Raw genomic sequence first — 23,409 nt, 5'->3', positions numbered from 1 at the left:
TAAAATGACCGGCGAGGAGTTTAATGAACGAGTTACTTTTTTTGATCACATGGCACAGACTGAATGGCTTGGTTCCATCCATCAGCAGCTAAAAGATATAGCAGGGTCATGGCAAGGTAAACATATTTTGGATGTAGGATGCGGTACAGGCCGTTTATTGCTAAAGGGAAAAAATGAAGCAAATAAATTATCAGGCATTGATCTTTCAGTAGGCATGATTAAATTTGCTCGTTCGTTGTTTGAAACTTCTACCGGGAAAGCTGATTCTCAATTTCTAGTAGGGGACGCATACCATTTGCCCTTCCCGGAACGTTCGTTTGATTACAGCTTTGCGACGTTAGTTATCTTTTTACTGCCGGAACCAGAAACAGCGTTAAAGGAATTAAAAAGAGTAACCTTACCTGAAGGAGCCACTGTTATGTTAAACCCAGGCCCGGATATGAATGAGGAAAGGGCACGTGCCTACGCTGAAAAACATGGGATGGAAGGTTTTGAAAAAGAATCCTTGTTAACTTGGGCTAACGTGAGTACAAGGCGCCATCGTTGGCAAGAAGAAGATTTTTCTGAGATTCTTTCTTCATTAGGTGCGCGTCATACACAGCATACTCCTGTGTTAGATGGGCTGGGCTTGATCACTAGAGTGGAATGGAAAGCATAACGGCATATAGACACAGGGGACTTCTTATAAGACCCTGAGGCTGAAAGAAAAAAGAGCCAGGAATAGGATGTCCTGGCTCTTTTTCATGCGAAGTTTCTGCCTGACCCAGGCATTCTTGCATTTGCCATATGAAATGCTAAAGGCTCATAAGGGTGACAGGCGAGGACGACTATGTCGCAACCCTGTCAAGGCTTCTCTAGGTCGGAGGTTAATCTGATTCGTATTTTACAAAAAATAAACCTCGACACCCTTGAAGGTCTCGAGGCTCTGAACATTTGCTCACAAGAAGTTGTCTTTATTAACCACATAAGGTCTTGCCTTTTATTTTTGTTGAAGAGAGTGAATTAAATCTTCATCCGGCGTGACAAAAATGGTTGTCTGCTCATCATAGATAACGTACCCAGGCTTTGCACCATTTGGCTTTTTTACATGCTTAATCAAGGTATAGTCTACCGGAACAGAGCTTGAATCCTTTGCTTTTGAAAAGTAAGCGGCGATGTTTGCTGCTTCTTTTAATGTTTCCTCACCAAAGTCTGTACTTCGAATCACTACATGTGACCCGGGGATATCCTTAGTGTGGAGCCATGTTTCTCGCTGTTGCGCCAGTTTATTAGTAAGGTACTCATTTTGTTTATTATTTTTTCCTACAAGAATGGGGATTCCTTCACTTGAACGAAAAGAGGCCAATTCAGGCTTTTGATTTTTCTTTTTCTTATTTTTCTTCGATTTTTTTCTTTTTACATAGCCTTCCTCTTCTAACTCTTCTCTTATTTCTTCTACATCTTTTGGCGCAGCAGACTGGAGCTGCTGAATCAGCTGCTCGAGGTAGTCCATTTCTTCCGTTGCTTTTGTAATTTGTTCTTTGACAATTTCGACTGAATTTTTGGCTTTATTGTATTTTCGGAAATAAATTTGTGTATTTTCCGATGGTGACTTCTCAGGCTGAAGGGGAATCGTAATGGTTCCTCCATTTTCGTCATAGTAATCAAGAACTTCTATTTCTTTTTCTCCGCCTTTTAGCAGATGGAGGTTTGCTGTAAGCAGTTCCCCGAACTTTTGAAAACGTTGTGCTTTTTCTGCATCTGTCAGTGTTTTTTCCAGCTTTTTGATTTTTTTCTTGTTTTTTTGCCATTCGTTGCGGAGAAAACGGTCCAGGTCATGAGCCTGTTGTTTTACTCTGTCTCTTTCAGCTTTGCCAAAATAAAATCTATCCAGCATTTCACTGACATTGGTGAAGGTTATCTTTTTTCCTTTTACTCCGGTCAGTTCTATAACAGAAAAATATTCCTTTTTATCTGTAAACGTAATTTCGGGTGTATAAAGATGGTTTTTTACCTCGGTCATTAGATCGGTAAAAACCTCAGCAATCTTTCTGTAATTTCCTATTCCCGCCCGGTAGGTTATTTCTTTTGAGACCTGAGGAGAAAGGCCGCTGAACTGCTGTACGAGTTGCTGGTCAATTTTTCCCTGGTTAAAGTCTAATTTCGTGAGAACTTCCTCTTCATTTACCGAAAGAGGGGATATTTTATCCTGTGCCGGGGGTTCTATATATTCTCTTCCAGGCAAAATTGTACGGTAGCTGTTTACGGATGGAGGGAGGTGTTTCATGCTGTCGAGAATCATATTTGTTTTTTCGTCTATAAGCATGACATTACTATGTCTTCCCATTATTTCAATAACGAGCTTTTTGATCGAAGTATCGCCAAGCTCATCCTTGCTTTCTATTGTAATGATGACGACCCGTTCCATTCCTTTTTGCTCAATTGCCTGGATAAAGCCGCCTTCTATATGCTTGCGAAGAAGCATACAAAACATCGGCGGCTCAGTAGGATTTTCATATTTTTCTTTTGTTATATGCATTCTTGCAAAACTGGGGTTTGCAGAGAGTAATAACTGGTGATTCTTCCGGTTTGCTCTGACTGTTATGAGAAGATCTGTTTGATAAGGCTGGTGAACCTTTGCAATTCTGCCTGTCACCAGCTCTTTTGCTAGTTCATTTGTTATTGCTCGTGTCATAAGGCCATCGAACGACATTACTTATCACCCTTTCATTTCACAAACAGTATAGCATGTTTTGCGGCTTGTCTGAATAAGATGTGACGATAAGTCCTAGTGGGGTAAGGGGTGGAAAAATGAAATGGTATAAACTTAGTCCTTCAGAAGTGGAAAAAGGATTGTCCACCTCTATTCATGGGGGACTTGGGGACAAGGAAGTAAAGAAGAGACTTGAAAAAGTCGGATATAACAAGCTTTCAGATAAGAAAAAGCGGCCTTGGTGGATTTTATTTATTCAGCAGTTCAAGGATTTTATGGTTCTCGTATTGTTAGCTGCTACCATTATTTCCGGGCTCCTTGGTGAATTTGTTGACGCTATTACGATCATGATCATAGTCATGATTAATGGAGTCCTGGGCTTTATTCAAGAAATAAAAGCAGAGAAGTCATTGGATGCTTTAAAAGATCTGGCCGCCCCGCAAATGACAGTAAAAAGGAATGGTGAGTGGAAATCAATTCCTTCGGTACAAGCTGTCCCCGGTGATATTGTTAAAATCCAAAGCGGGGACCGGATCAGTGCAGATATCAGATTAATTGAAGCAAATGGACTTTATATTGAAGAGTCAGCCTTAACAGGGGAATCAGTTCCTTCTGAAAAACAAGCGGATATGTTAAAAGGGGAAGACATAGAGCTTGCCGATCAATCCAACATGGCTTTCACTGGAACAATGGTCACTCGTGGAAGCGGCATAGGAGTCATTATCTCCACCGGCATGAAAACCGAAATGGGGAAAATCGCACATTTGCTCCAGGAAACGATCACTCTTGCTACCCCTCTTCAAAGGAAACTAGAGCAATTAGGAAAAGTATTAATTGCTGCGGCTCTTTTGCTTACAGCTCTTGTAGTGATTCTAGGTGTGATGCAGGGACAGCCTCCTTATATTATGTTTTTGTCTGGTGTCTCACTTGCTGTAGCTGCGATACCAGAAGGGCTGCCAGCAATTGTAACTGTCGTTCTTGCTCTTGGTGTTCAAAGAATGATCAAGCGAAAGGCGATCGTAAGAAAGCTCCCGGCGGTAGAGACTCTGGGCTGTGCTTCTGTCATTTGTTCAGATAAGACAGGTACACTGACACAAAATCAGATGACAGTTACTGCGTTATGGAGCTGGGGAAATCACTGGAGTGTTCAGGAGAACGGGATTTATAAACAGAACCAAAAGGTAAAGGTCTCACAGTCTCTTCCTCTTACAAAGCTTTTAAGTTACGGAGTGCTTTGTAACCATGCGGAAATTGAAATAAAAGGAGGACGACAAGGGAACAAGCAGAAAGTAACCGGGGATCCTACGGAAGCTGCCATGGTAAAGGCTGCCATACAAGGGGATATCCATCCGGCAAATGTCCGGGAACATTTTAAAATCTTAAAAGAGTTTCCTTTTGATTCAGAGAGAAAGAGAATGTCAGTCATCGTGGAAAGCAAGGAAGGAAGAAAGCTTCTAGTAACAAAAGGAGCACCGGATGTGCTTTTAGATAGAGCAAACAGCTGCGAATATAACGGGAAAGTAGAGGCGCTCACTTCCTTTAGGAAGCAGGAGATTGAAAAAGCACTGGGAGCTATGGCAAATTCAGCGCTCAGGACCATAGCCATAGGATATAAAGAACTAAAAGGGCCAGTCCTTCCTCATGATGCCGAGGAGGCTGAAAAGAATTTAGTTCTGGTAGGCATTCAAGGAATGATTGATCCTCCCCGCCCCGAAGCAAAGAAAGCTATAGAAGAATGCCGGGAGGCAGGCATTAAAACTATTATGATAACTGGAGATCATGCCGCAACAGCAACAGCAATCGCAAAAGACCTCCGCCTGCTGCCAAGCCACGGAAAAGTAATGGAAGGAAAAACACTCTCAAAAATGGATGACGGACAGCTTGAAAAAGAAGTAAACCGGGTGTATGTATACGCCCGGGTAACCCCTGAGCATAAGCTGAGAATTGTTAAGGCTTTGCAAAATCAAGGGCATATCGTGGCAATGACAGGTGACGGGGTAAATGATGCTCCTGCTTTGAAAGCATCTGATATAGGTGTGGCTATGGGAAAGACAGGCACTGATGTAGCGAAAGAAGCCTCTTCTCTGATATTAGCTGATGATAACTTTGCCACCATTAAAGCAGCGATAAAAGAAGGGCGAAACATCTACGATAACATCAGAAAGTTTATCCGTTACATGCTTGCCTCTAACGTAGGGGAAATCTTAGTTATGCTTTTTGCGATGATGCTTGGCCTTCCTCTTCCTCTTGTAGCCATCCAGATTCTCTGGATAAATCTGGTCACAGATGGGCTTCCTGCCATGGCTCTTGGCCTTGATAAAGCAGAAGGTGATGTGATGAAGCGCAGCCCAAGGCATCCTGGAGAAGGTATATTTGCCAGAGGACTGGGCTGGAAGATTGTCAGCAGAGGAATATTGATTGGGCTTGTGACGCTGGCCGCTTTTATGACAAGCCTGCATTTCGCTCCCGATGACCTGACAAAAGCGCAGACTATCGCATTTGCCACGTTAGTGATGGCCCAGCTGATCCATGTGTTTGACTGTCGGAGCGAACATTCTGTGTTTCATCGCAATCCTTTTGAAAATGTGTACCTTGTTTTCGCGGTTCTTTCATCTATCATTCTTATGGCTGTTGTCATTTACGCCCCTGTTCTTCAGCCGGTCTTCCATACAACGGACCTGAACGTTAGAGAGTGGGCATTGGTGTTAGGGCTTGCTGCTATTCCAACTGTGGCTTTAGCGGGAAACCACGTCTTCCAGAGAAGTCACGCAAGAAGAAGCAAACGGAAAAAATAACGAGTAACCTGTCAGTTTCTTAACTGATGGGTTACTTTATTCAATTTTTCACCTCTTTATAGCCGTTCTTTCTTTTCTTCTCCTCCCATGTAATGTTAGAATTAATTAGAAAAGTAGAGCGGGTGTGATGACATTGGTAATGAGTATGACTGGTTTTGGTCGCTTTGCTTTAAACGTGGACAGCGGGAAAGTTCAAGTAGAAATGAAGTCTGTTAACCATAGGTATAATGAAATCAGTGTACGTCTTCCAAAGAATTTCTCGTATATGGAAGAGCGCATTCATAAAATTGTCAAACGCTTTGTTCAGCGCGGGAAAGTTGATGTGTTTGTATCAGTTGATGGGCAAGGTGCATTGGGACGCCATGTAAAGGTAGACTGGGAACTGCTGCAGGGATTTATGAAAAGTGCCGAAGATATGAAAAAACAAACATGGTTTAAGGATACTTCTTTGTCCCTTGAGTCCTTTCTTCTGCATCCGGATATTACGACTGTGGAGGAAGAAGGAGACATTCCAGAGGAATGGGAGGGGGCACTTGTACAATGTGTCGAGGAAAGTGCAGCTATGTTATATAGAATGAGACAAACTGAAGGCGCGGCCCTTGAAAAGGATATAAGTAAAAGAATTGATTCCATTTCAAGAATGACGGATATCATTCACGCAAGAACAGGCCAGGTGGTTGAAAATTACCGGGAAAAGCTGATAAAGCGAATGAAGGACTTCCTCGGGGGAGACTATCAGCTTGAAGAAGGCAGGATTTTGACTGAAGTTGCTCTGTTTGCAGATAAAGCCAATATAGATGAAGAAATTACCCGTTTGACCTCCCACGTTAAACAGTTTCTTAGCATTATAGAGGAAAAAGGTTCCATAGGCAGAAAACTTGATTTTCTTGTCCAGGAAATGAACCGGGAAATCAATACGATAGGGTCAAAAGGAAATGACATCGAAATTAGCCGCCAGGTCGTCAATTTGAAAAGTGAGCTGGAGAAGGTAAAAGAGCAAGTGCAGAATATTGAGTAGCCAGCGAACGATATTTCGTATATATTAGTACATAAGCGGTAAAAATAGAGAGTATTCGAGACTCTCAGCACAAAAAGCGGGGGATAATGATGAATATCAAACTAATAAATATCGGCTTTGGAAATATTGTTTCCGCAAACAGGATTATATCTATTGTAAGTCCGGAGTCTGCGCCGATCAAGCGTATTATCCAGGAAGCAAGAGACCGCAATATGTTAATAGATGCTACATACGGGCGGAGAACTCGTGCTGTTATTATTGCGGACAGCGATCACGTCATTTTGTCTGCTGTACAGCCGGAAACAGTCGCTCAACGGTTAAATACGAAAGACGACATAGATGAATAAGTGAAATTTCTTTGAAAGGCGTTGTATGTTTTATGAAAAAAGAGAAAGGCTTATTGATTGTTCTTTCCGGCCCGGCTGGTGTAGGGAAAGGAACAGTTTGCGGAGCTCTTCGAACAAAGGATACAGACATCTCTTACTCTGTTTCAGCCACCACCCGCGCACCGCGGACAGGAGAAGTGGATGGGGTGAATTACTTCTTTAAGAAAAAAGAAGAGTTTGAGGAAATGATCGAAAAAGACGAGTTCCTGGAATGGGCAAAATATGTGGATAATTATTATGGCACACCACTGGAAAATGTTAAGAAAACACTGAATGAGGGCCAGGACATCATCCTTGAAATCGAGGTTCAAGGAGCCAGAAAAGTGAAGGAACGCTACCCTGAAGGGGTTTTTATTTTCCTTATGCCTCCAAGCCTTGCTGAATTAAGAAAGCGCATTGAAGGACGGGGAACAGAGAACGCAGAGCTCATTAACAAAAGAATGACTGTTGCAAGAGAAGAATTGGATATGATGAAAAATTATGACTATGTTGTGGAAAATGATGAAGTCGAAAAAGCAGTTGAACGTATCCAGGCTATTGTGACAGCAGAGCATTGTAAACAAGAACGTTTGATTGAAAAATATAAACAACTTGTGGAGGTTGAATAGCTTTATGTTGTATCCTTCGATAGATTCCTTGTTAAAGCAGATTGATTCTAAGTATACGCTTGTAACATTATCAGCCAGAAGGGCAAGAGATTTGCTTGAAATGGACGAAATGACCCCGTTAGTAGAAGATTATGAATCTTCAAAATACGTGGGTATTGCTTTGGAAGAAATTAAGCATGGAGAACTTGGCTTAAAAAAAGAATGATTAAAACTTAGACTAATAACAACCTATCCACTCATAGGTTGTTATTTTTTTCAGCCAGGAAGTATACGAGAAAAGAGGAGGAGACCATGATCAAAGGAAAGAATATAGTTTTGGCTGTGACAGGGGGAATCGCAGCTTTTAAAGCGGCAGCGCTTGCCAGCAAGCTGTCTCAGGCTGGTGCAGACGTACGAGTAATGATGACAGAAGGGGCAAAGGAATTTATTAAGCCTCTTACATTTCAAGCCTTAACTCGTCATAGAGTCTATGATGATACCTTTGCGGAGGAAGAACCGGAAAAAGTAGCCCATATAGATATAGCAGACTGGGCGGATATTTTTCTGATTGCTCCGGCGACTGCTAATGTCATCGGCAAAATTGCAAATGGCATTGCCGATGACATGGTTACCACCTCAGCGCTTGCGACGAAAGCGAAAGTATTTATTGCTCCGGCAATGAACGTTAATATGTACGAGCATCCTGCTGTCCAGCGAAACATGGAAAGGCTGCACAATGATGGATGTACTTTTATCGAGCCGGGAGAAGGCTATTTGGCGTGCGGCTGGATAGGCAAAGGAAGAATGGCGGAGCCGGAGGGGATCGTCTCTTTCCTGGAAGAGGCTGGTTCTCAAAAGGCGAACAAAAAAATCCTTCAGGGAAAACATGTGTTAATCACAGCGGGGCCAACCCATGAATCCATTGACCCTGTCAGAGTGTTTACAAACCACTCCACTGGAAAAATGGGGTATGCCCTCGCAGAGGAAGCAGTGGAAATGGGGGGTGAAGTTACACTTATTTCCGGTCCGGTTCAGTTGAAAACTCCCCGGGGAGCGGCACGAATTGATGTCACTACCGCTGAAGAGATGTATGATGCAGTGATGGAACACTTTGATAAGGCTGATGTAGTTGTGAAAACTGCAGCCGTGGCTGACTACACCCCGGTAGAAACGTCAGACCAAAAGGTTAAAAAGCAGCCAGGTAATTTAATAATTGAAATGAAAAGAACCAAGGATATATTGGCGGAGCTTGGAAAACAAAAGACAAATCAGTTCTTAGTAGGTTTTGCAGCGGAATCAGAGCATGTCGAGGATTATGGAAGAATGAAGCTGGAAAATAAAAACCTTGATATGGTGGTCGCTAATAATATTACCTCAGACAATGCCGGCTTTGGACATGATACAAATATCGTTTCTCTTATCAGTAAGCATGAGGACCAAATAAAAAGACTGCCTCTTCTTTCAAAACGAGAAGTAGCCTCGGAAATCCTTAAGACAGCTGTGCGGTGCATGGGAGGGGAAAGGCAGTGATGTTTGCTCAAATTGTGGTTGATGTACCAGCCGGCCAAACAGACAGGCTGTTTGACTACAAAGTGCCTGAGAGTCTCCAAGGTGCTGTGTCCCCGGGTATGAGAGTTGTGGTGCCTTTTGGTCCACGAAAACTTCAAGGGTTTATTATTCGATTAACAGAGAACACAACTGTCAAAAAAGTAAGGAACATTGATGAACTGCTTGATGTCACTCCTGTTTTGACTCCTGAATTACTGGACCTTGGATCATGGCTTTCGGAGGAGACGATCTGCTACCAGATCACAGCCTATCAGTCGATGATTCCGGCAGCAATGAGGGCAAAAGCGAAAAAAGTCCTGTATCTTCAAGAAGAGATTGTTCACTTCCCTGTTTTCATTCAAACTCTTTTTGGCAAACGAAGTTCAATTGAATGGAACAAAGTTCCTATGGATAAAGACCTTCTTTCCCTAATTAGAAAGGAAGTCCGGGATGGGAGAATACTTCTTGAATATGAGGTGAAAGATCAAGCAAGGAAGCAGTCTTATAAAACGATTCAAGTAACTCCCAAAAAAAGCCGTGAAGAGCTTGAAGGTATGGCGGGGAATCGTGCTAAAAAACAACTGGAAGCCCTCCGCTGGCTTTTAGAACATTATCCTGAAACCCCTGTCCCTCTCAAACAAGTGGAAGCTGAAGGAGGATTTACACGTGCTGTCCTGCAAGCTCTTGTTGAAAAGGGGTGTGTTGTGGAAAAAACGATTGAACAATACAGAGATCCTTTCAAAGATAAAGAGTTTCAAAAAACCGTTCCTTTATCATTAACGAATGACCAGGCTGAGGTTTTGCATCCTGTCAGAGAGGCAGTGGGGACGCAAACGCATGAAACATTTCTTCTTCGGGGGGTGACAGGCAGCGGAAAAACAGAAGTGTACCTCCAGGCAATTCAAAAAGTTATCGAAGAGGGTAAAGAAGCGATTGTCCTTGTGCCCGAAATTTCTCTTACCCCCCAAATGGTTAATCGCTTTAAAAGTCGATTTGGCAGCCAGGTAGCCGTCCTTCATAGCGCGTTATCCATAGGGGAAAAATATGATGAGTGGAGAAAAATTCAACGCAAGGAAGTAAAAGTGGCAGTAGGAGCACGTTCAGCTGTATTTGCCCCTTTTGAGAAACTTGGGTTAATCATAATAGATGAAGAGCATGAAGGAAGCTATAAGCAGGAAGATCATCCCCGCTATCACGCAAAAGATGTGGCGATTTGGAGAGGGAGATACCACAAATGCCCCGTTTTGCTTGGAAGTGCTACGCCCTCGTTAGAATCTTTTGCCAGGGCTCAAAAAGGGGTCTACCGTCTTCTTGAATTAAATAATAGAGTAAATAACTTTCCAATGCCTGAAGTAGAATTGGTCGATATGCGGGAAGAACTAAAGAACGGAAACCGCTCTGTCTTTTCTAACATTCTGCTGGAAAAGTTAGAGGATCGTTTGCAAAAAGGAGAACAAGTCGTCCTTTTTTTAAACCGAAGAGGGTATTCGACCTTTGTGATGTGCAGAAGCTGCGGATTTGTTACAGAATGTCCTCACTGTGAAATATCCCTTACGTATCATCATGTAAATAAGCAGCTGAAATGTCATTACTGCGGTCATGAAGAGTCTATGGTTAATAAGTGTCCTTCCTGTGACAGCGAGCATATACGCTTTTTTGGAACAGGCACGCAAAAGGTAGAGGAAGAATTAACCCGCTTGCTGCCAACCGCCAGAGTGATCCGCATGGACGTGGATACAACCTCGAGAAAAGGCGCCCATGAAAAGCTGCTCACCAAGTTTGGCAGCGGGCAGGCAGATATTCTTCTTGGCACGCAAATGATCGCAAAAGGACTGGACTTCCCTAATATCACTCTCGCAGGTGTACTGGCAGCTGATACACTCCTAAACCTGCCTGATTTCCGTGCGCCAGAACGGACGTTTCAGCTTTTAACACAAGTAAGCGGTAGAGCAGGCAGAGATAAATTAAAGGGTGAAGTGGTCATCCAGACATATAATCCCGAACATTACAGCATTGTTCATGCCAAGGAACATGATTTCCTTTCTTTCAGCCGGCAGGAAATGACGCAGAGGAAAGTAGGGGGATACCCTCCGTATTTCTTTTTAGCTCTTATAACGGTTTCTCACGAAGATTTATCCCAGGTCATCACCACTTCAGAAAAAATTGCCTCCCATTTAAGGGAACGGTTGTCGATCCAGACAAAAGTACTCGGCCCGACTGTCTCACCCATTGCACGCCTGAAAGATAGATATCGTTACCAATGCATGATAAAATATAGAAATGAGCCAGACCTAACCAAAACATTAAGAGAAATAGCTGATCATTTTCAAAGTGAAATGGCCAAGGATAAGCTGTTTATCTCAATAGATATGAACCCGCATATGTTTATGTAGCCAGGGTAAAGGGATAATCCTTCGCTAGCGCCTACACCTTTGAAGAAGCAGCAAGGTCATGGGGAAATCCCAGTTTCGTCAAACCATCAATCGCCTGCAGAGACTTGGCTTTTAGCCAAGTTTTCTCATGTAATTACACGACTAGTTTCAGGAGGAAAGACAAACAATGAAAATTTTGTTCATGGGCACACCGGACTTCTCCGTTCCTGTTCTGCAGAGAATTCTGAAGGAGGGGCACGAAGTTGTCGGTGTAGTGACTCAGCCAGACAGACCGAAGGGGAGAAAAAAAACGCTCACACCTCCCCCTGTAAAAGTAGAAGCAGAAAAACACGATCTCCCTGTTTTTCAACCAGAGAAAATAAGGGAAAAAGACCAGCTTTCGCCGATCCTGGAAACAAACCCAGAGATCGTGGTAACTGCTGCCTACGGACAGCTCCTTCCTAATGAGCTTCTGGATGCTCCTTTGTATGGATGCATTAATGTACATGCTTCACTATTGCCAAAATACCGGGGGGGAGCCCCGATTCATCAAGCCATTATAGATGGGGAAAAAGAATCAGGCATTTCCATTATGTATATGGTTGAAAAGCTAGACGCCGGAGATGTCCTTTCTCAGGTACGGGTGCCCATAGACGAGAAAGATACGGTAGGCACTCTCCATGATAAGCTTAGTGAAGCTGGAGCTGACCTGTTGTCTGATACGTTAATAAAAATTAAAGAGGGCACAATACAGGCTGAACCTCAAAATGAAAATAAAGTGACCTTTGCTTCGAATATACAGCGGGGTCAGGAACTCCTGGATTGGAACAAAACGGGAGAGGAGCTTTACAATCAAATTAGAGGGATGAACCCTTGGCCGGTTGCTTATACGGTTTATAATGAGAAACCAGTTAAAATATGGTGGGCTGAAAAGACAGCTTCTCCAAAAAAGGGAAAACCTGGAGAAGTATTATCAATAGAAGAGAATGGAATCATAGTAGGTACAGGGGATGACACAGCGATAAAGATTAAAGAGCTGCAGCCATCCGGTAAAAAAAGGTTAAAGGCTTCCGATTATTTGCGTGGAGCCGGTACCGCTTTAAAAGAAGGAGATCGATTCGGAGATGACCAAGGCTGACAAAAACGTAAGAGAGGTAGCTCTTGATCTGCTGATGCGTATTGAAAAAGAAGGGGCGTATAGTAATCTTGCCTTAAACCAAGCATTAAAAGAGAAAAGTGTTCCGGGAAAAGACACTGCTTTGTTAACTGAATTAGTATATGGAACGTTAAAACGCAGAGCAACTCTTGATTTTTATTTATCTCCTTTCATAAAAAAAGGAACCAATTCACTTGATCCATGGGTGCTGAGTCTTTTAAGGCTGTCTCTATACCAAATGGTTTATTTAGAAAGAATCCCCGAGAGAGCTATTATTCATGAAGCAGTTAATATAGCAAAAAAAAGAGGACACAGGGGAATTGCCGGAATGGTAAACGGCGTGCTTCGCAGTATTCAGCGAAAAGGACTGCCAGACCCTTCCTCTATCGGTAATCCAAGGGAAAGAATTAGCATAGAAACAAGTCATCCTGAATGGCTGTTATCCTTGTGGGAGAAGGCATATGGCAGAGAAGAAGCTGAGGCCATGGCAAGAAAGAATCTTGAGCCTGCCCCAGTGACTGTCAGGGTAAATGTGCTTAAAACGAACAAAATGGAGCTCATGGAGAGGCTTGAAGAAGAAGGGTGTCAGGTCCAAGAGGGAAGATTATCGGAAGATGCGGTAGAAATTATTTCGGGAAAGGTAATGATGACAGAGGCTTTTCAGGAGGGCTGGTGTACAATACAGGATGAAAGCTCCATGCTGGTAGCTAGAGCACTAGCTCCTGAAAAAGGAATGAAAGTGCTGGATGCATGTGCCGCTCCCGGAGGAAAGACAACCCATGCAGCAGAAAGAATGGGGGACAGCGGCAGTATTACGGCTCTGGATCTTCATGAGAAAAAAATAAATTTAATCAATCAGCAGGTCCAAAGACTTGGAATTACTTCTGTACAAAGTGAAGCGCTGGATGCCAGAAAGTTAACTGAAAAGTTTCCTGAAGACAGTTTTGACAGAGTTCTTGTTGATGCTCCTTGCAGCGGACTGGGAGTGATTCGAAGAAAGCCTGAGCTAAAATGGGAGAAATCACCGGAAGATATTCAGCGTCTCCCGGAGATTCAAAAAGCGATTCTTCAAGAGGCTGGGAAAGTACTCAAGCCGGGAGGACGTCTGGTATACAGCACCTGTACCGTAGAAGCAAATGAAAACGAACAGGTGATAAAAGAGTTTTTGGAAGCCAATCCGGCTTTTAAGTTTGACGAAACGCTAATTGAGCGCCTCCCGGAACGTATGAAAAACAACACGGCAGCAACTGGAGGGCAGATTACTATTCTGCCTCACCACTACGAGACCGATGGGTTTTATATATGCAGTCTTACGAAAAAAAAATGAAGAAGGAAGTGAAAGAGTGGAACAATTAAAGAAAGAGGTCGGAGTAGAGACAAAAGCGAAACCTTCGATCTTCTCTATGGAGTTTCATCAATTGCAGTCATGGCTGAAGGAAGAGGGGGAGCCTGCTTTCCGGGCAACGCAGATCTTTGAATGGCTGTATCAAAAAAGAGTTACCTCTTTTTCAGAAATGACAAACCTCTCCAAAGGAATACGAGAAAAGCTGGAAGGCGCTTTTTCCTTAACAACGCTTAAAGAAATTATGAAACAGGAATCTTCTGACGGAACGGTTAAGCTTCTCTTTGAACTTCATGACGGTTATTCTATCGAAACAGTGGTCATGAGGCATGATTATGGAAACAGTGTCTGTGTGACGACACAGGTCGGCTGCCGGTTAGGGTGTACCTTCTGTGCCTCCACCCTTGGAGGGCTTAAGCGCAACCTGGAAGCTGGAGAGATTGTTGCTCAAGTTCTTGATGCTCAAAGAGCAATGGATGAAAAAGGGGAGAGAGTAAGTTCAGTTGTTGTAATGGGAATTGGTGAACCATTTGATAACTACAAAGAACTAATCTCTTTCTTGAAGACAATTAACCATGATAAAGGACTGAATATCGGGGCTCGCCATATTACCGTTTCTACAAGCGGAATGGTACCTCGAATCTATGATTTTGCAGACGAGCAAATGCAAATTAATTTTGCTATTTCTCTTCATGCTCCAAACACTGAAATCAGAAGCCGTTTAATGCCGGTAAACCGGGCTTGGCCTTTAGAAAAGCTGATGGAATCCATTCAATATTACATTAAAAAGACAAACCGCCGCGTTACATTTGAATATGGGTTGTTTGGCGGCGTAAACGATCAGGTGGAACATGCGGAAGAGTTAGCGGAGTTAATAAAAGATGTAAAGTGCCATGTTAATTTAATTCCGGTCAATTACGTTCCTGAGAGGGACTATGTAAGAACCAGCCGGGAGGACATCTTTGCTTTTGAGAAAACCCTTAAAGAAAGAGGAGTAAACGTTACAATAAGAAGAGAGCAAGGGCATGATATTGATGCAGCTTGCGGTCAGCTTCGAGCAAAGGAGCGGGAGAAAGAAACGAGGTGAGGAGAAATGGACTGGTTGTTTAAAACTGACGTAGGACGAGTCCGCGACCATAATGAAGACAACGGGGGAGTATATGTAAACAGTCATTCTGATTCTGTGCTGGGAGTGGTTGCAGATGGAATGGGCGGCCATAAGTCAGGGGATGTGGCAAGTGCCATTGCTTGTAAGGTGCTCGAAGACGAGTGGCTTGCAGCCTCTTCTTCCTTTACAGAAAGGGAGGCTGTTACATGGCTGAGCAGTACCATTACTCGAGTAAATGAAGAAATATTTAAGAAATCAAAAGAGGATATGAGCTGTTACGGCATGGGCACTACCGTGGTGGCGGCTATATGTACAGAGGAATATGTCGCTGTAGGCCATGTGGGAGACAGCCGTGCCTATTTAATAACGGATGACTCCATCCATTTGAAGACAGATGATCACTCTCTTGTTAACGAGTTGGTAAAAAACGGCCAGATTAGTGAAGAAGAGGCAGAGAATCACCCGAGAAAAAATGTATTGCTCCGCGCTTTAGGTACAGAAGCAGGGATTACCGTGGAGGTCTCTTCTTTTTCATGGAGACAGGGAGAATTGGTCTTCCTGTGCTCTGACGGCTTAAGTAACAAAGTGTCTGACGCCGATTTGCTGCGCATGATGACCAAAGAAGGGTCTCTTTCTGATAAAGGAGAGAGACTTGTACATATGGCAAATGAGCGCGGCGGAGAGGACAACATTACGATTGCAGCCATTACTCATCCTTCCTCTCCAAGGGGGAGCTGAGCATGGCCGGGTTAATTGGAAAAAGAATAAACGAGCGCTATCAAATACATGCCCTTATTGGCGGCGGCGGCATGGCTCATGTTTACAAAGCAACGGACATGATTCTTGAGCGGGAAGTAGCAGTTAAAGTACTTCAGCCTCAATTTGTAAATGACGAGGAGTTCATCCGGCGCTTTCACCGTGAGGCACAGGCAGCTACGAGTCTTTTTCATCCGAATATTGTAGATATATACGATGTAGGCGAAGAAGAAGACTTATATTATATTGTGATGGAGTATATAGACGGCTCCACACTCAAAGAATATATCCAGCAGCAAGGCCCCCTGCCTGTTAACAAAGTGATCAATATTATGTCGTCTGTGTTATCAGCGATAGTACATGCCCATGCCAATCAGATTATCCACCGTGACATAAAGCCACATAACATACTTATTGATAAGCATGGAGATGCAAAAGTAACTGACTTTGGCATTGCACGGGCTGCTTCGGCAGCAACAATCACACATACAAATTCTGTCTTAGGCTCTGTTCACTATTTGTCTCCTGAACAAGCAAGAGGAGGAACAGTGACAGCCAAGTCTGACATCTATTCACTGGGTATCGTTCTGTTTGAGATGGTTACAGGAGAGGTTCCTTTTAATGGTGAATCAGCTGTTTCCATTGCCATTAAACAGCTGCAGGAGCCGCTGCCATTTGCAAAAGAACTGCGTCCTGATCTGCCCCAGAGTATTGAAAATGTGATCATTCAGGCAACAGCGAAGGATCCCTTTCACCGTTATGGGTCAGTCCAGGACATGAACGAAGATCTTTCAACTGCCCTGTGGCCTGAGCGCCAAAGTGAATCCCGTTATATAGCTCCTGCTGACGATGAAGAAGCAACAAAGGCAGTACCGGTGATAAAAGATACAACTGAAAATATGGGAGAAACAAAAGTAGCAGGGACAGAAAAAGGGCCTGCCCCTTCCGCTTCAGCGTCCAACCCTCCACCTGCACCAGCGAAAGGGAAGAAAAAGAAAAAATGGGTGCTTCCCATTGTTTTATTTTTCGTCATCCTTGCAGGTTCCTTTGCGACTGCGTTCACAGTGATCCCCGGCTGGCTTATGGTCCAGGATGTCGATGTCCCAAACCTTGAGGGGCTTACTCTTGAAGAAGCAGAAGAAGAACTCCAGGAAGCTGGGCTTACCGGAAATGTGGAGAGAGTGTATGATGAAGAGGTGGAAGAAGGCTTTGTCATTAGACAGCGACCCCAGGCAGGATCTACCGTGAAGGTGGAAAGCCAGGTAAATGTTTTTGTCAGTCAAGGAAGAGAAATGATTGAGATGCCTGATGTTACAGGTCTTGCTCGGGAGGAAGCAGAAACTCTTCTCGAAGATTTTGAAAATGTGGAATTTTCTTCTGTGGAAACAACAGATACCCCGCTTAACGTTATTGTAGAGCAGGACCCTGTTGCAGGAGAGGAATTAATAGCCGATGAAACGAATGTTCAACTTACCTACAGTGTGCCGGCAGAAGTCTCCATTCCTAACCTAAGAGGGGAAACAATGGAGACAATCAACAATTATTTAGAGTCAGAAGGACTTGCTGGCCGTTTTGAAGAGGAGCATTCTGACTTATATGACGAGGGCCGTGTGATTGACCACGATCCAGGTCCCTATGAAAGAATACAAGTCGGTGATGAAATCCTTTTTATTATGTCTCTTGGGCCTGAAGAAGAAGAACAAGAAGACGCAATTGATGAAGAGGAACAGGAAGAATTACGCGAAGAAGAGGCAGTGGACGAAGAAGATTCAGAAGATAGTGAGGAAAATGAGGTAACCGAAGAAGTAGAAGCAGTCATCCCTATTGAAATGTCAGAGGAAGAGATGGAAGAAGGGGTGACCTTTGATGTAAGGCTTACGTATGAAGATGCCACCACAAGTGAGCCCGCTGTCTTTGTAGAAGAAACAATTTCAGAAAGCAGAACCTATCAAATACCTTTAATAGTTACACCTGAAGAAGAGGGAAGCTATACGTTATATATAGACGATGAAGAAATTCAATCAAACTCATTTACTTATGGTGATTAATAAAGGAGGAGTTATGGCGGAAGGCAGGATTATAAAAGCACTCAGCGGGTTTTACTATGTGAGCGGCCCGGAAGGTACAGTCCAATGTAAAGGCCGTGGGGTCTTTAGAAATAAAAAAATAAAGCCCCTTGTAGGAGACCAGGTTGTCTACAAAGCTGATAACTACAAAGAGGGCACGGTTACCGAGGTTAAGAAGAGGAAAAATGAATTAATCAGGCCTCCTATAGCAAATGTAGATCAGGCACTTTTGGTTTTTTCAGCGGTTGAGCCTGCTTTTTCCCCTCTGCTGCTCGACAGGTTTTTAGTACATGTGGAAGAAAGTGATATTGATCCTTTAATTGTTGTGACCAAAGAAGATTTGGCCAGTGAGGAAGTGATGAAAGAGGTCGCCCGTTATAAAGCAATTTATCAAAAACTCGGTTATCCCTTTTACGTTGTTTCCAATACGTCAAACAAGGGTCTAGAGGAAGCGGCTTTGCATTTCAAAGATAGAATCACTGTAATAGCAGGCCAATCGGGGGTAGGTAAATCCTCCTTCCTTAATGCATTGGTCCCAGAGCTTAACCTTGAAACAGGAGCCATTTCCACCCATCTTGGGAGGGGGAAGCATACAACCCGCCATGTGGAACTGATCTCCCTTTATGAGGGGCTGGTCGCAGATACACCGGGATTTAGCTCCCTCGATTTTCAGGAAATGGATGAAAGCGAGCTGAGCCTTTATTTTCCCGAAATGAGAGAACGCCTTCCAGATTGTAAATTTCGTGGATGTACTCATCGCAAGGAACCTGGCTGTGCTGTAAAAGAAGCATTGGAGCAAGGGGAAATCAGTGAATCAAGATATAACCATTACTTGCAGTTTTATCAAGAATTAAGCGAACAACAACGGAGGTACTAACCAATGACGAAAATTTCTCCATCCATTTTATCAGCAGATTTTGCTTCTTTAAAAGAAGACATTATTGAGGTGGATAAAGGGGGGGCAGACTACATTCATATTGATGTAATGGATGGTCATTTTGTTCCAAACATTACGATAGGTCCAATGATTGTGGAAGCTGTCCGCCCGCACACTGATCTTCCTTTAGACGTCCATCTTATGATTGCCGACCCTGATAAATATGTAGATGACTTTGTAAAAGCAGGAGCAGATATTTTATCTGTCCATGCGGAAGCGTGCACGCACCTTCACAGGACCATTCATGCGATAAAAGAAAAAGGAGTGAAGGCAGGAGTGGTCCTGAACCCTGCCACACCAGTAGAAGTCATTAAACATGTGGTAGAGGACGTAGATCTCGTTCTCTTAATGACAGTGAACCCAGGGTTTGGAGGCCAGTCTTTTATTCACAGTGTCCTCCCGAAAATCAGAGAGGTTAGAAAAATGACAGAGCAGGTAGATCATTCTGTTGAGATTGAAGTAGACGGCGGGGTAAATAAAGAGACTGCCAGGCTTTGCCGAGAAGCAGGAGCGAACGTATTAGTAGCCGGTTCTGCGATTTATAAGGAGGAAGATCGTAAGGCTGCCATCGCAGCTATTCGAGGATAGAGACAAAAAAAGAAGCAGGAAAGTGATGAAAGAGGGTGTATCAAGAGCGAGACTTTTGGTACGCCCTCTTATTATTTGTCTCCTGTAAATCACTCCAATAAAGAGGCTGAGTTCACGGTATTATTTGCAAATCAAAAGCTTTCGCTGCCTGTAAAAGGCTTATCCTTTGCAAGGGAAATAGGGATTAAAAAGTATTGGGGCCAAGGGTTTGAAGAGCTTATGCCTTCTCGTCTGTCGGAAAAAAAGATGTACTTTTTCAAGGGGGCTGAATATACATATAAAAGAATCTCTCTTGAGGACTTATTCTCATCTTTATGATGACGGCCATTCAGGTTCAGAGGAGGAGTGACTAATAATGAAGTTTTACACAATTAAATTGCCAAAGTTTTTGGGCGGAGTAGTGAAGGCCGTACTCAATTCATTAAAAAAGGGGTAAAGGAGTAAGAGAGAAAAGAAGCATTCACTCTTTTAAATCCATGTAAAAAAGCACCTGCGTAAATGAGGTGCTTTTTTACATGAGAGCAGAACGCTCTCCTTCATTCATGTTTCATCCATTGCGTTTATCCTGTAAACGAGAAAGCTTGCAAAACAAGCTTGTTTTCATTAAACGCGAGTTACTTTGCCGGATTTCAAAGCGCGAGCAGAAACGTAAACACGCTTAGGTTTACCATCAACCAAAATGCGTACTTTTTGAACGTTAGCTCCCCAACGACGCTTTGTGGCATTGTTTGCATGAGAACGGTTGTGACCAGATTTTGGTCCCTTGCCCGTCACGTAGCATTTACGAGCCATGACGTGCACCTCCTTGTACTTACCACTGTCTAACAATCATACTTGATTATCTTAGCACATGCATGACTTCTATGCAATAAGGAAGATTTCTTTTTTCAAGGAAATATACTTGACAGCCATTTATTTGGAAAACCCCTTGGCAGCAGGAATTTTCTTTTAAAAAATGGTGGAGTATAGTAAAATAGCCGTAGCTGAAAAACTGAGACTGCTTTAGGAGGATGGATATGACTATTGAAATGAATTCACAGCTAGGTTCTATAGACGTTTCCAAAGAGGTAGTGGCAACAATTGCAGGAGGTGCTGCTATTGATTGTTACGGTATCGTTGGTATGGCATCTCAAAAACAGTTAAAAGATGGGTTCTCAGACCTCATCAAGAAGGAGAATTTTTCCCGTGGGGTAGTGATTCGAGAGGATGAAGAGGATATCCATATAGACATGTATATTATTGTCAGCTATGGAACGAAAATTTCTGAGGTAGCCTATAATGTACAAACAAAAGTGAAGTACCAGCTTGAACAAATGCTTGGATTAACTGTTGACTCTGTAAATGTTTACGTTCAAGGAGTCCGGGTAACTAATCCATAGCAGGAGAACGTAAGGAGGAACTGTTGTGACAGCAAGATCAATAGACGGAAAGAAGCTTGGAGAGATGTTTATCCACGGTGCTTCTTTATTAGGACAAAACGTTAAAGAAGTTGACGCACTTAACGTTTTTCCTGTTCCAGATGGAGACACTGGCACCAATATGAATTTAACGATTACTTCCGGCGTAAAGGAGGTAAAGCAATCTCCCGGGGAAGCTGCCAGTGAAGTTGCAAAGGCATTTTCCAAAGGCTTGTTAATGGGAGCAAGAGGAAACTCAGGGGTCATACTATCCCAGCTTTTCCGTGGCTTTGCTAAAGGTTTGGAGGGCCAGCAGGAAGTAGATGGCCCTGTGCTGGCAAAGGCGTTTGAAACCGGTGTTGAAACAGCATATAAAGCTGTAATGAAGCCTGTAGAAGGAACTATTCTTACTGTGGCAAAAGATGCAGCAAAATCTGCAAAGAAGTCTGCAAAGAAAAAACAATCTGTCCATGATGTGCTTGTAGATGTGATTAAGGAAGCCAATGCTTCTTTACAGCGGACCCCTGAACTTCTTCCTGTGTTAAAGGAAGTAGGGGTGGTTGATTCAGGTGGACAGGGATTAGTCTATATTTATGAAGGAATGCTCGCCAATCTGGAAGGGAAATCAGTTCCAGCCGAAAGAGTGAACCAACCTGCTATGGACGAGCTCGTTAAAGTGGAACATCATCAGAGTGCTCAATCTCATATGAACACGGAAGATATAGAGTTTGGGTATTGTACAGAAGTTATGGTGAGGTTTGAAGAAGAGAAATTAGAGCAGCATCCGTTTGATGAGACAGATTTCCGGGAAGAGTTAAGCCGTCACGGTGATTCTCTGCTTGTAGTAAGCGACGAGGATTTAGTAAAAGTACATATTCATGCAGAACACCCTGGAGAAGTGCTTTCTTTAGCTCAGAAACATGGTTCATTGGTAAACATTAAGATTGAAAACATGAGAGAGCAGCATACGTCCCTTCTTCATGAACAGGAAGAACCTCACGTGGCTGCGGAAGAAGGAAAGAAAGCGGAGCCGTCTCAAGAGACAGAAACTGCGGAATATGGGGTTGTCACGGTTTCAATGGGCGAGGGAATTGCAAACCTTTTCAAAGGATTGGGAGCAGATGTAGTGATTCCTGGGGGGCAGACGATGAATCCCAGTACAGAAGATATCGTAAAAGCCATTGAGCAAACAAATGCGGAAAACATTTTCGTCCTTCCCAATAACGGAAATATTGTCATGGCTGCAGAGCAGGCTGCTGAAGTCAGCGAAAAAAATGTCATTTGCATACCGACAAAATCAGTACCTCAGGGATTAAGTTCCTTGTTTGTATTTAACAGCGAGCTTTCACCGGAAGAAAATAAGGAAGCAATGACTGAGGCGCTTGGTGAAGTAACTACAGGGCAGGTTACGTATGCAGTAAGGGATACGACAATTGATGGGAAAGAAATCAGCGAAGGAGATTTTATGGGAATCGCTGAAAAGAAAATCGTTTCATCTGGCTCTTCTATTGCCGAGGTAACGAAGTCACTGTTAAAGGAAATTATTGATGAGGACGCAGAGATTGTGACATTGATTCAAGGTGAAGGTGCCAATGAGGAAATTACGGAACAACTCACGACGTTCATCGAAGCAAATTATGATGAAGTGGAAGTAGAAGTCCATAATGGGGAGCAGCCGCTTTATTCTTATATCATTGCAGTAGAATAAGCCCCATCAAAACAGGTACAGAAAGGGGTCCTTTATGTCACAAATACAAATTGTAACCGATAGTACTGCAGATATACCCGAGCACCTTACGAAAGAGCTTGGTATTACCGTCATTCCTTTAAAAGTTACGTTTGACCAAAAAGAAACCTATCGTGACGGAGAAAATTTATCTCCAGAACAGTTTTATGAGAAGCTGCCGCAGTATGAATCTGTGCCCACCACTTCTCAGCCGACACCTTATGAGTTTGAAACCGTATTTGAACGTCTAAGAGAAAGAAATGGAGAGGAAACACAGGTCTTTTCTATCCACCTTTCTTCCCAGATGAGCGGAACTTATCAGGCAGCGACAATTGCAGCAGGTGAAGTTGCCGAGAAGATAGAAGTGGAAGTAGTAGATTCGAAAAAAGCTTCTTATTCCCTCGGGATCATTGTAGTCATGCTGGCTCAGTATGCCAGGGAAGGTCACAGTTTCGAGGAGTGTAAAAAGAAGCTGGACGAGCTTCTTGAAGATACGAACGTATACTTCATGGTGGATACTCTTCAATATCTTCAAAAAAACGGACGTATTGGAAAAGCTTCTGCCTTAATCGGCTCATTGCTTAAAATGAAGCCGATCTTGAGTGTGAATGAAGAAGGGCAAGTATACCCATATGATAAAGCCAGAGGAAAAAAGAAAGCTGTAGCGAAGATCCTTTCTGCCATAGAAGAAGGGTATAAGAATACGCCTGTTCATATTGGAATTTCTCATGCTGTAGCTGAAGAAACAGCAAAAGAAATAGCTGTGCAAATTCAGGAAAAATTCGATGTGAAAAGTGAAGTCATTACAAAAATTGGAGCCGTCATTGGTTCTCACGTCGGGCCGGGCACTGTATCTATAGCTGTAACAAAGGCTGAGTAATATGTATATTCCTACCTGAATCTCAGGTAGGAATATTTTTTATCCCGCTTAGGCC

The 23,409-nt window shown here is 43.2% G+C and carries 21 protein-coding genes; 19 read left to right on the top strand and 2 right to left on the bottom strand.

From position 1 onward, the window contains the following. The first annotated feature begins 4 nt into the window (after positions 1-4). Complete coding sequence (locus ACFPU1_RS05330; RefSeq protein ID WP_269757963.1) at positions 5-658, top strand: class I SAM-dependent methyltransferase; 654 nt, start codon at positions 5-7, stop codon at positions 656-658. Positions 659-979: 321 nt separating this feature from the next. On the opposite strand, the gene ACFPU1_RS05325 is transcribed toward ACFPU1_RS05330, so the two are convergent. Next, positions 980-2,692, bottom strand: a complete 1,713-nt coding sequence (locus ACFPU1_RS05325; RefSeq protein ID WP_385939280.1) for an Rqc2 family fibronectin-binding protein — start codon at positions 2,690-2,692, stop codon at positions 980-982. A 98-nt stretch (positions 2,693-2,790) separates the two neighbouring features. Between ACFPU1_RS05325 and ACFPU1_RS05320 the strand changes: the two genes are divergently transcribed. The 15 genes from ACFPU1_RS05320 (at position 2,791) to spoVM (ending at position 19,787) form a co-directional block, all read left to right on the top strand. Beyond that, the gene (locus tag ACFPU1_RS05320) at positions 2,791-5,487 is read left to right on the top strand and encodes a cation-translocating P-type ATPase (RefSeq protein ID WP_385939278.1); all 2,697 of its coding nucleotides are present in this window, start codon (positions 2,791-2,793) and stop codon (positions 5,485-5,487) included. A gap of 127 nt (positions 5,488-5,614) precedes the next feature. Next, on the top strand, positions 5,615-6,505 hold the full coding sequence (locus ACFPU1_RS05315; RefSeq protein WP_385940462.1) for a YicC/YloC family endoribonuclease: 891 nt from the start codon (positions 5,615-5,617) through the stop codon (positions 6,503-6,505). An 89-nt stretch (positions 6,506-6,594) separates the two neighbouring features. Further along, entirely contained in the window at positions 6,595-6,852 is a 258-nt protein-coding gene (gene remA, locus ACFPU1_RS05310) for an extracellular matrix/biofilm regulator RemA (RefSeq protein WP_054635274.1), read from the top strand. 32 nt (positions 6,853-6,884) lie between these two features. After that, positions 6,885-7,499: a guanylate kinase gene (gmk, locus tag ACFPU1_RS05305; protein ID WP_054635275.1), complete on the top strand. Its 615-nt coding sequence runs from the start codon at positions 6,885-6,887 to the stop codon at positions 7,497-7,499. Between the two features lie 4 nt (positions 7,500-7,503). Further along, complete coding sequence (gene rpoZ / locus ACFPU1_RS05300) at positions 7,504-7,704, top strand: DNA-directed RNA polymerase subunit omega (RefSeq protein ID WP_054635276.1); 201 nt, start codon at positions 7,504-7,506, stop codon at positions 7,702-7,704. Between the two features lie 86 nt (positions 7,705-7,790). Continuing rightward, complete coding sequence (coaBC, locus tag ACFPU1_RS05295; protein ID WP_385939275.1) at positions 7,791-9,008, top strand: bifunctional phosphopantothenoylcysteine decarboxylase/phosphopantothenate--cysteine ligase CoaBC; 1,218 nt, start codon at positions 7,791-7,793, stop codon at positions 9,006-9,008. After that, positions 9,005-11,419 carry a primosomal protein N' gene (gene priA / locus ACFPU1_RS05290; RefSeq protein ID WP_417851953.1) on the top strand — a complete coding sequence of 805 codons (2,415 nt, stop codon included), beginning with the start codon at positions 9,005-9,007 and terminating at the stop codon, positions 11,417-11,419. The genes coaBC and priA overlap by 4 nt, the downstream gene beginning before the upstream one ends. Positions 11,420-11,585: 166 nt before the next feature. Beyond that, a complete protein-coding gene (fmt, locus tag ACFPU1_RS05285) occupies positions 11,586-12,536 on the top strand; it encodes a methionyl-tRNA formyltransferase (protein ID WP_385939273.1) in 951 nt (316 codons plus the stop codon). Continuing rightward, positions 12,523-13,881 carry a 16S rRNA (cytosine(967)-C(5))-methyltransferase RsmB gene (gene rsmB / locus ACFPU1_RS05280; protein ID WP_385939271.1) on the top strand — a complete coding sequence of 453 codons (1,359 nt, stop codon included), beginning with the start codon at positions 12,523-12,525 and terminating at the stop codon, positions 13,879-13,881. Before fmt ends, rsmB begins: the two co-directional genes overlap by 14 nt. Positions 13,882-13,897: 16 nt before the next feature. After that, complete coding sequence (gene rlmN / locus ACFPU1_RS05275) at positions 13,898-14,983, top strand: dual-specificity RNA methyltransferase RlmN (protein WP_054635416.1); 1,086 nt, start codon at positions 13,898-13,900, stop codon at positions 14,981-14,983. A 6-nt stretch (positions 14,984-14,989) separates the two neighbouring features. Next, positions 14,990-15,742 carry a Stp1/IreP family PP2C-type Ser/Thr phosphatase gene (locus tag ACFPU1_RS05270; RefSeq protein ID WP_054635278.1) on the top strand — a complete coding sequence of 251 codons (753 nt, stop codon included), beginning with the start codon at positions 14,990-14,992 and terminating at the stop codon, positions 15,740-15,742. A gap of 2 nt (positions 15,743-15,744) precedes the next feature. After that, positions 15,745-17,808, top strand: a complete 2,064-nt coding sequence (gene pknB / locus ACFPU1_RS05265; RefSeq protein ID WP_385939268.1) for a Stk1 family PASTA domain-containing Ser/Thr kinase — start codon at positions 15,745-15,747, stop codon at positions 17,806-17,808. 13 nt (positions 17,809-17,821) lie between these two features. Beyond that, positions 17,822-18,703 carry a ribosome small subunit-dependent GTPase A gene (gene rsgA, locus ACFPU1_RS05260; protein ID WP_385939267.1) on the top strand — a complete coding sequence of 294 codons (882 nt, stop codon included), beginning with the start codon at positions 17,822-17,824 and terminating at the stop codon, positions 18,701-18,703. A 3-nt stretch (positions 18,704-18,706) separates the two neighbouring features. Beyond that, positions 18,707-19,351, top strand: coding sequence for a ribulose-phosphate 3-epimerase (gene rpe, locus ACFPU1_RS05255; RefSeq protein WP_385939265.1), 645 nt, complete (start codon positions 18,707-18,709; stop codon positions 19,349-19,351). A gap of 355 nt (positions 19,352-19,706) precedes the next feature. After that, complete coding sequence (spoVM, locus tag ACFPU1_RS05250) at positions 19,707-19,787, top strand: stage V sporulation protein SpoVM (protein ID WP_054635282.1); 81 nt, start codon at positions 19,707-19,709, stop codon at positions 19,785-19,787. Positions 19,788-19,954: 167 nt separating this feature from the next. On the opposite strand, the gene rpmB is transcribed toward spoVM, so the two are convergent. Beyond that, positions 19,955-20,143 (bottom strand): 50S ribosomal protein L28, encoded by a 189-nt coding sequence (rpmB, locus tag ACFPU1_RS05245; protein ID WP_054635283.1) that lies wholly within the window; start codon positions 20,141-20,143, stop codon positions 19,955-19,957. 224 nt (positions 20,144-20,367) lie between these two features. On the opposite strand from rpmB, the gene ACFPU1_RS05240 reads away from it, so the two are divergent. From ACFPU1_RS05240 to ACFPU1_RS05230, 3 genes are read left to right on the top strand one after another with little or no spacing between them, the layout of a single operon-like run. Beyond that, positions 20,368-20,730, top strand: coding sequence for an Asp23/Gls24 family envelope stress response protein (locus ACFPU1_RS05240; protein WP_054635284.1), 363 nt, complete (start codon positions 20,368-20,370; stop codon positions 20,728-20,730). Between the two features lie 25 nt (positions 20,731-20,755). Then, positions 20,756-22,456 carry a DAK2 domain-containing protein gene (locus tag ACFPU1_RS05235; RefSeq protein WP_385939262.1) on the top strand — a complete coding sequence of 567 codons (1,701 nt, stop codon included), beginning with the start codon at positions 20,756-20,758 and terminating at the stop codon, positions 22,454-22,456. Positions 22,457-22,490: 34 nt separating this feature from the next. Continuing rightward, complete coding sequence (locus ACFPU1_RS05230; RefSeq protein ID WP_385939260.1) at positions 22,491-23,354, top strand: DegV family protein; 864 nt, start codon at positions 22,491-22,493, stop codon at positions 23,352-23,354. The last annotated feature ends 55 nt before the right edge of the window (positions 23,355-23,409 follow it).

This window comes from Thalassorhabdus alkalitolerans, assembly GCF_042656525.1.
GTDB classification, from domain to species: domain Bacteria; phylum Bacillota; class Bacilli; order Bacillales; family Marinococcaceae; genus Thalassorhabdus; species Thalassorhabdus alkalitolerans.
The sequence above is the reverse complement of the archived record's forward strand: the minus strand, read 5'-3'. Positions and strand labels throughout refer to the sequence as shown.

Coding starts and splice junctions, on each gene's coding strand:
- ACFPU1_RS05325 (WP_385939280.1), bottom strand. CDS start 2,692: ATGTCGTTCGATGGCCTTATGACACGAGCAATAACAAATGAACTAGCA.
- rpoZ (WP_054635276.1), top strand. CDS start 7,504: ATGTTGTATCCTTCGATAGATTCCTTGTTAAAGCAGATTGATTCTAAG.
- rpmB (WP_054635283.1), bottom strand. CDS start 20,143: ATGGCTCGTAAATGCTACGTGACGGGCAAGGGACCAAAATCTGGTCAC.
- fmt (WP_385939273.1), top strand. CDS start 11,586: ATGAAAATTTTGTTCATGGGCACACCGGACTTCTCCGTTCCTGTTCTG.
- rsmB (WP_385939271.1), top strand. CDS start 12,523: ATGACCAAGGCTGACAAAAACGTAAGAGAGGTAGCTCTTGATCTGCTG.
- ACFPU1_RS05330 (WP_269757963.1), top strand. CDS start 5: ATGACCGGCGAGGAGTTTAATGAACGAGTTACTTTTTTTGATCACATG.
- coaBC (WP_385939275.1), top strand. CDS start 7,791: ATGATCAAAGGAAAGAATATAGTTTTGGCTGTGACAGGGGGAATCGCA.
- ACFPU1_RS05315 (WP_385940462.1), top strand. CDS start 5,615: ATGACATTGGTAATGAGTATGACTGGTTTTGGTCGCTTTGCTTTAAAC.
- ACFPU1_RS05320 (WP_385939278.1), top strand. CDS start 2,791: ATGAAATGGTATAAACTTAGTCCTTCAGAAGTGGAAAAAGGATTGTCC.
- ACFPU1_RS05240 (WP_054635284.1), top strand. CDS start 20,368: ATGACTATTGAAATGAATTCACAGCTAGGTTCTATAGACGTTTCCAAA.
- remA (WP_054635274.1), top strand. CDS start 6,595: ATGAATATCAAACTAATAAATATCGGCTTTGGAAATATTGTTTCCGCA.
- ACFPU1_RS05270 (WP_054635278.1), top strand. CDS start 14,990: ATGGACTGGTTGTTTAAAACTGACGTAGGACGAGTCCGCGACCATAAT.
- gmk (WP_054635275.1), top strand. CDS start 6,885: ATGAAAAAAGAGAAAGGCTTATTGATTGTTCTTTCCGGCCCGGCTGGT.
- rsgA (WP_385939267.1), top strand. CDS start 17,822: ATGGCGGAAGGCAGGATTATAAAAGCACTCAGCGGGTTTTACTATGTG.
- rpe (WP_385939265.1), top strand. CDS start 18,707: ATGACGAAAATTTCTCCATCCATTTTATCAGCAGATTTTGCTTCTTTA.
- ACFPU1_RS05230 (WP_385939260.1), top strand. CDS start 22,491: ATGTCACAAATACAAATTGTAACCGATAGTACTGCAGATATACCCGAG.
- pknB (WP_385939268.1), top strand. CDS start 15,745: ATGGCCGGGTTAATTGGAAAAAGAATAAACGAGCGCTATCAAATACAT.
- spoVM (WP_054635282.1), top strand. CDS start 19,707: ATGAAGTTTTACACAATTAAATTGCCAAAGTTTTTGGGCGGAGTAGTG.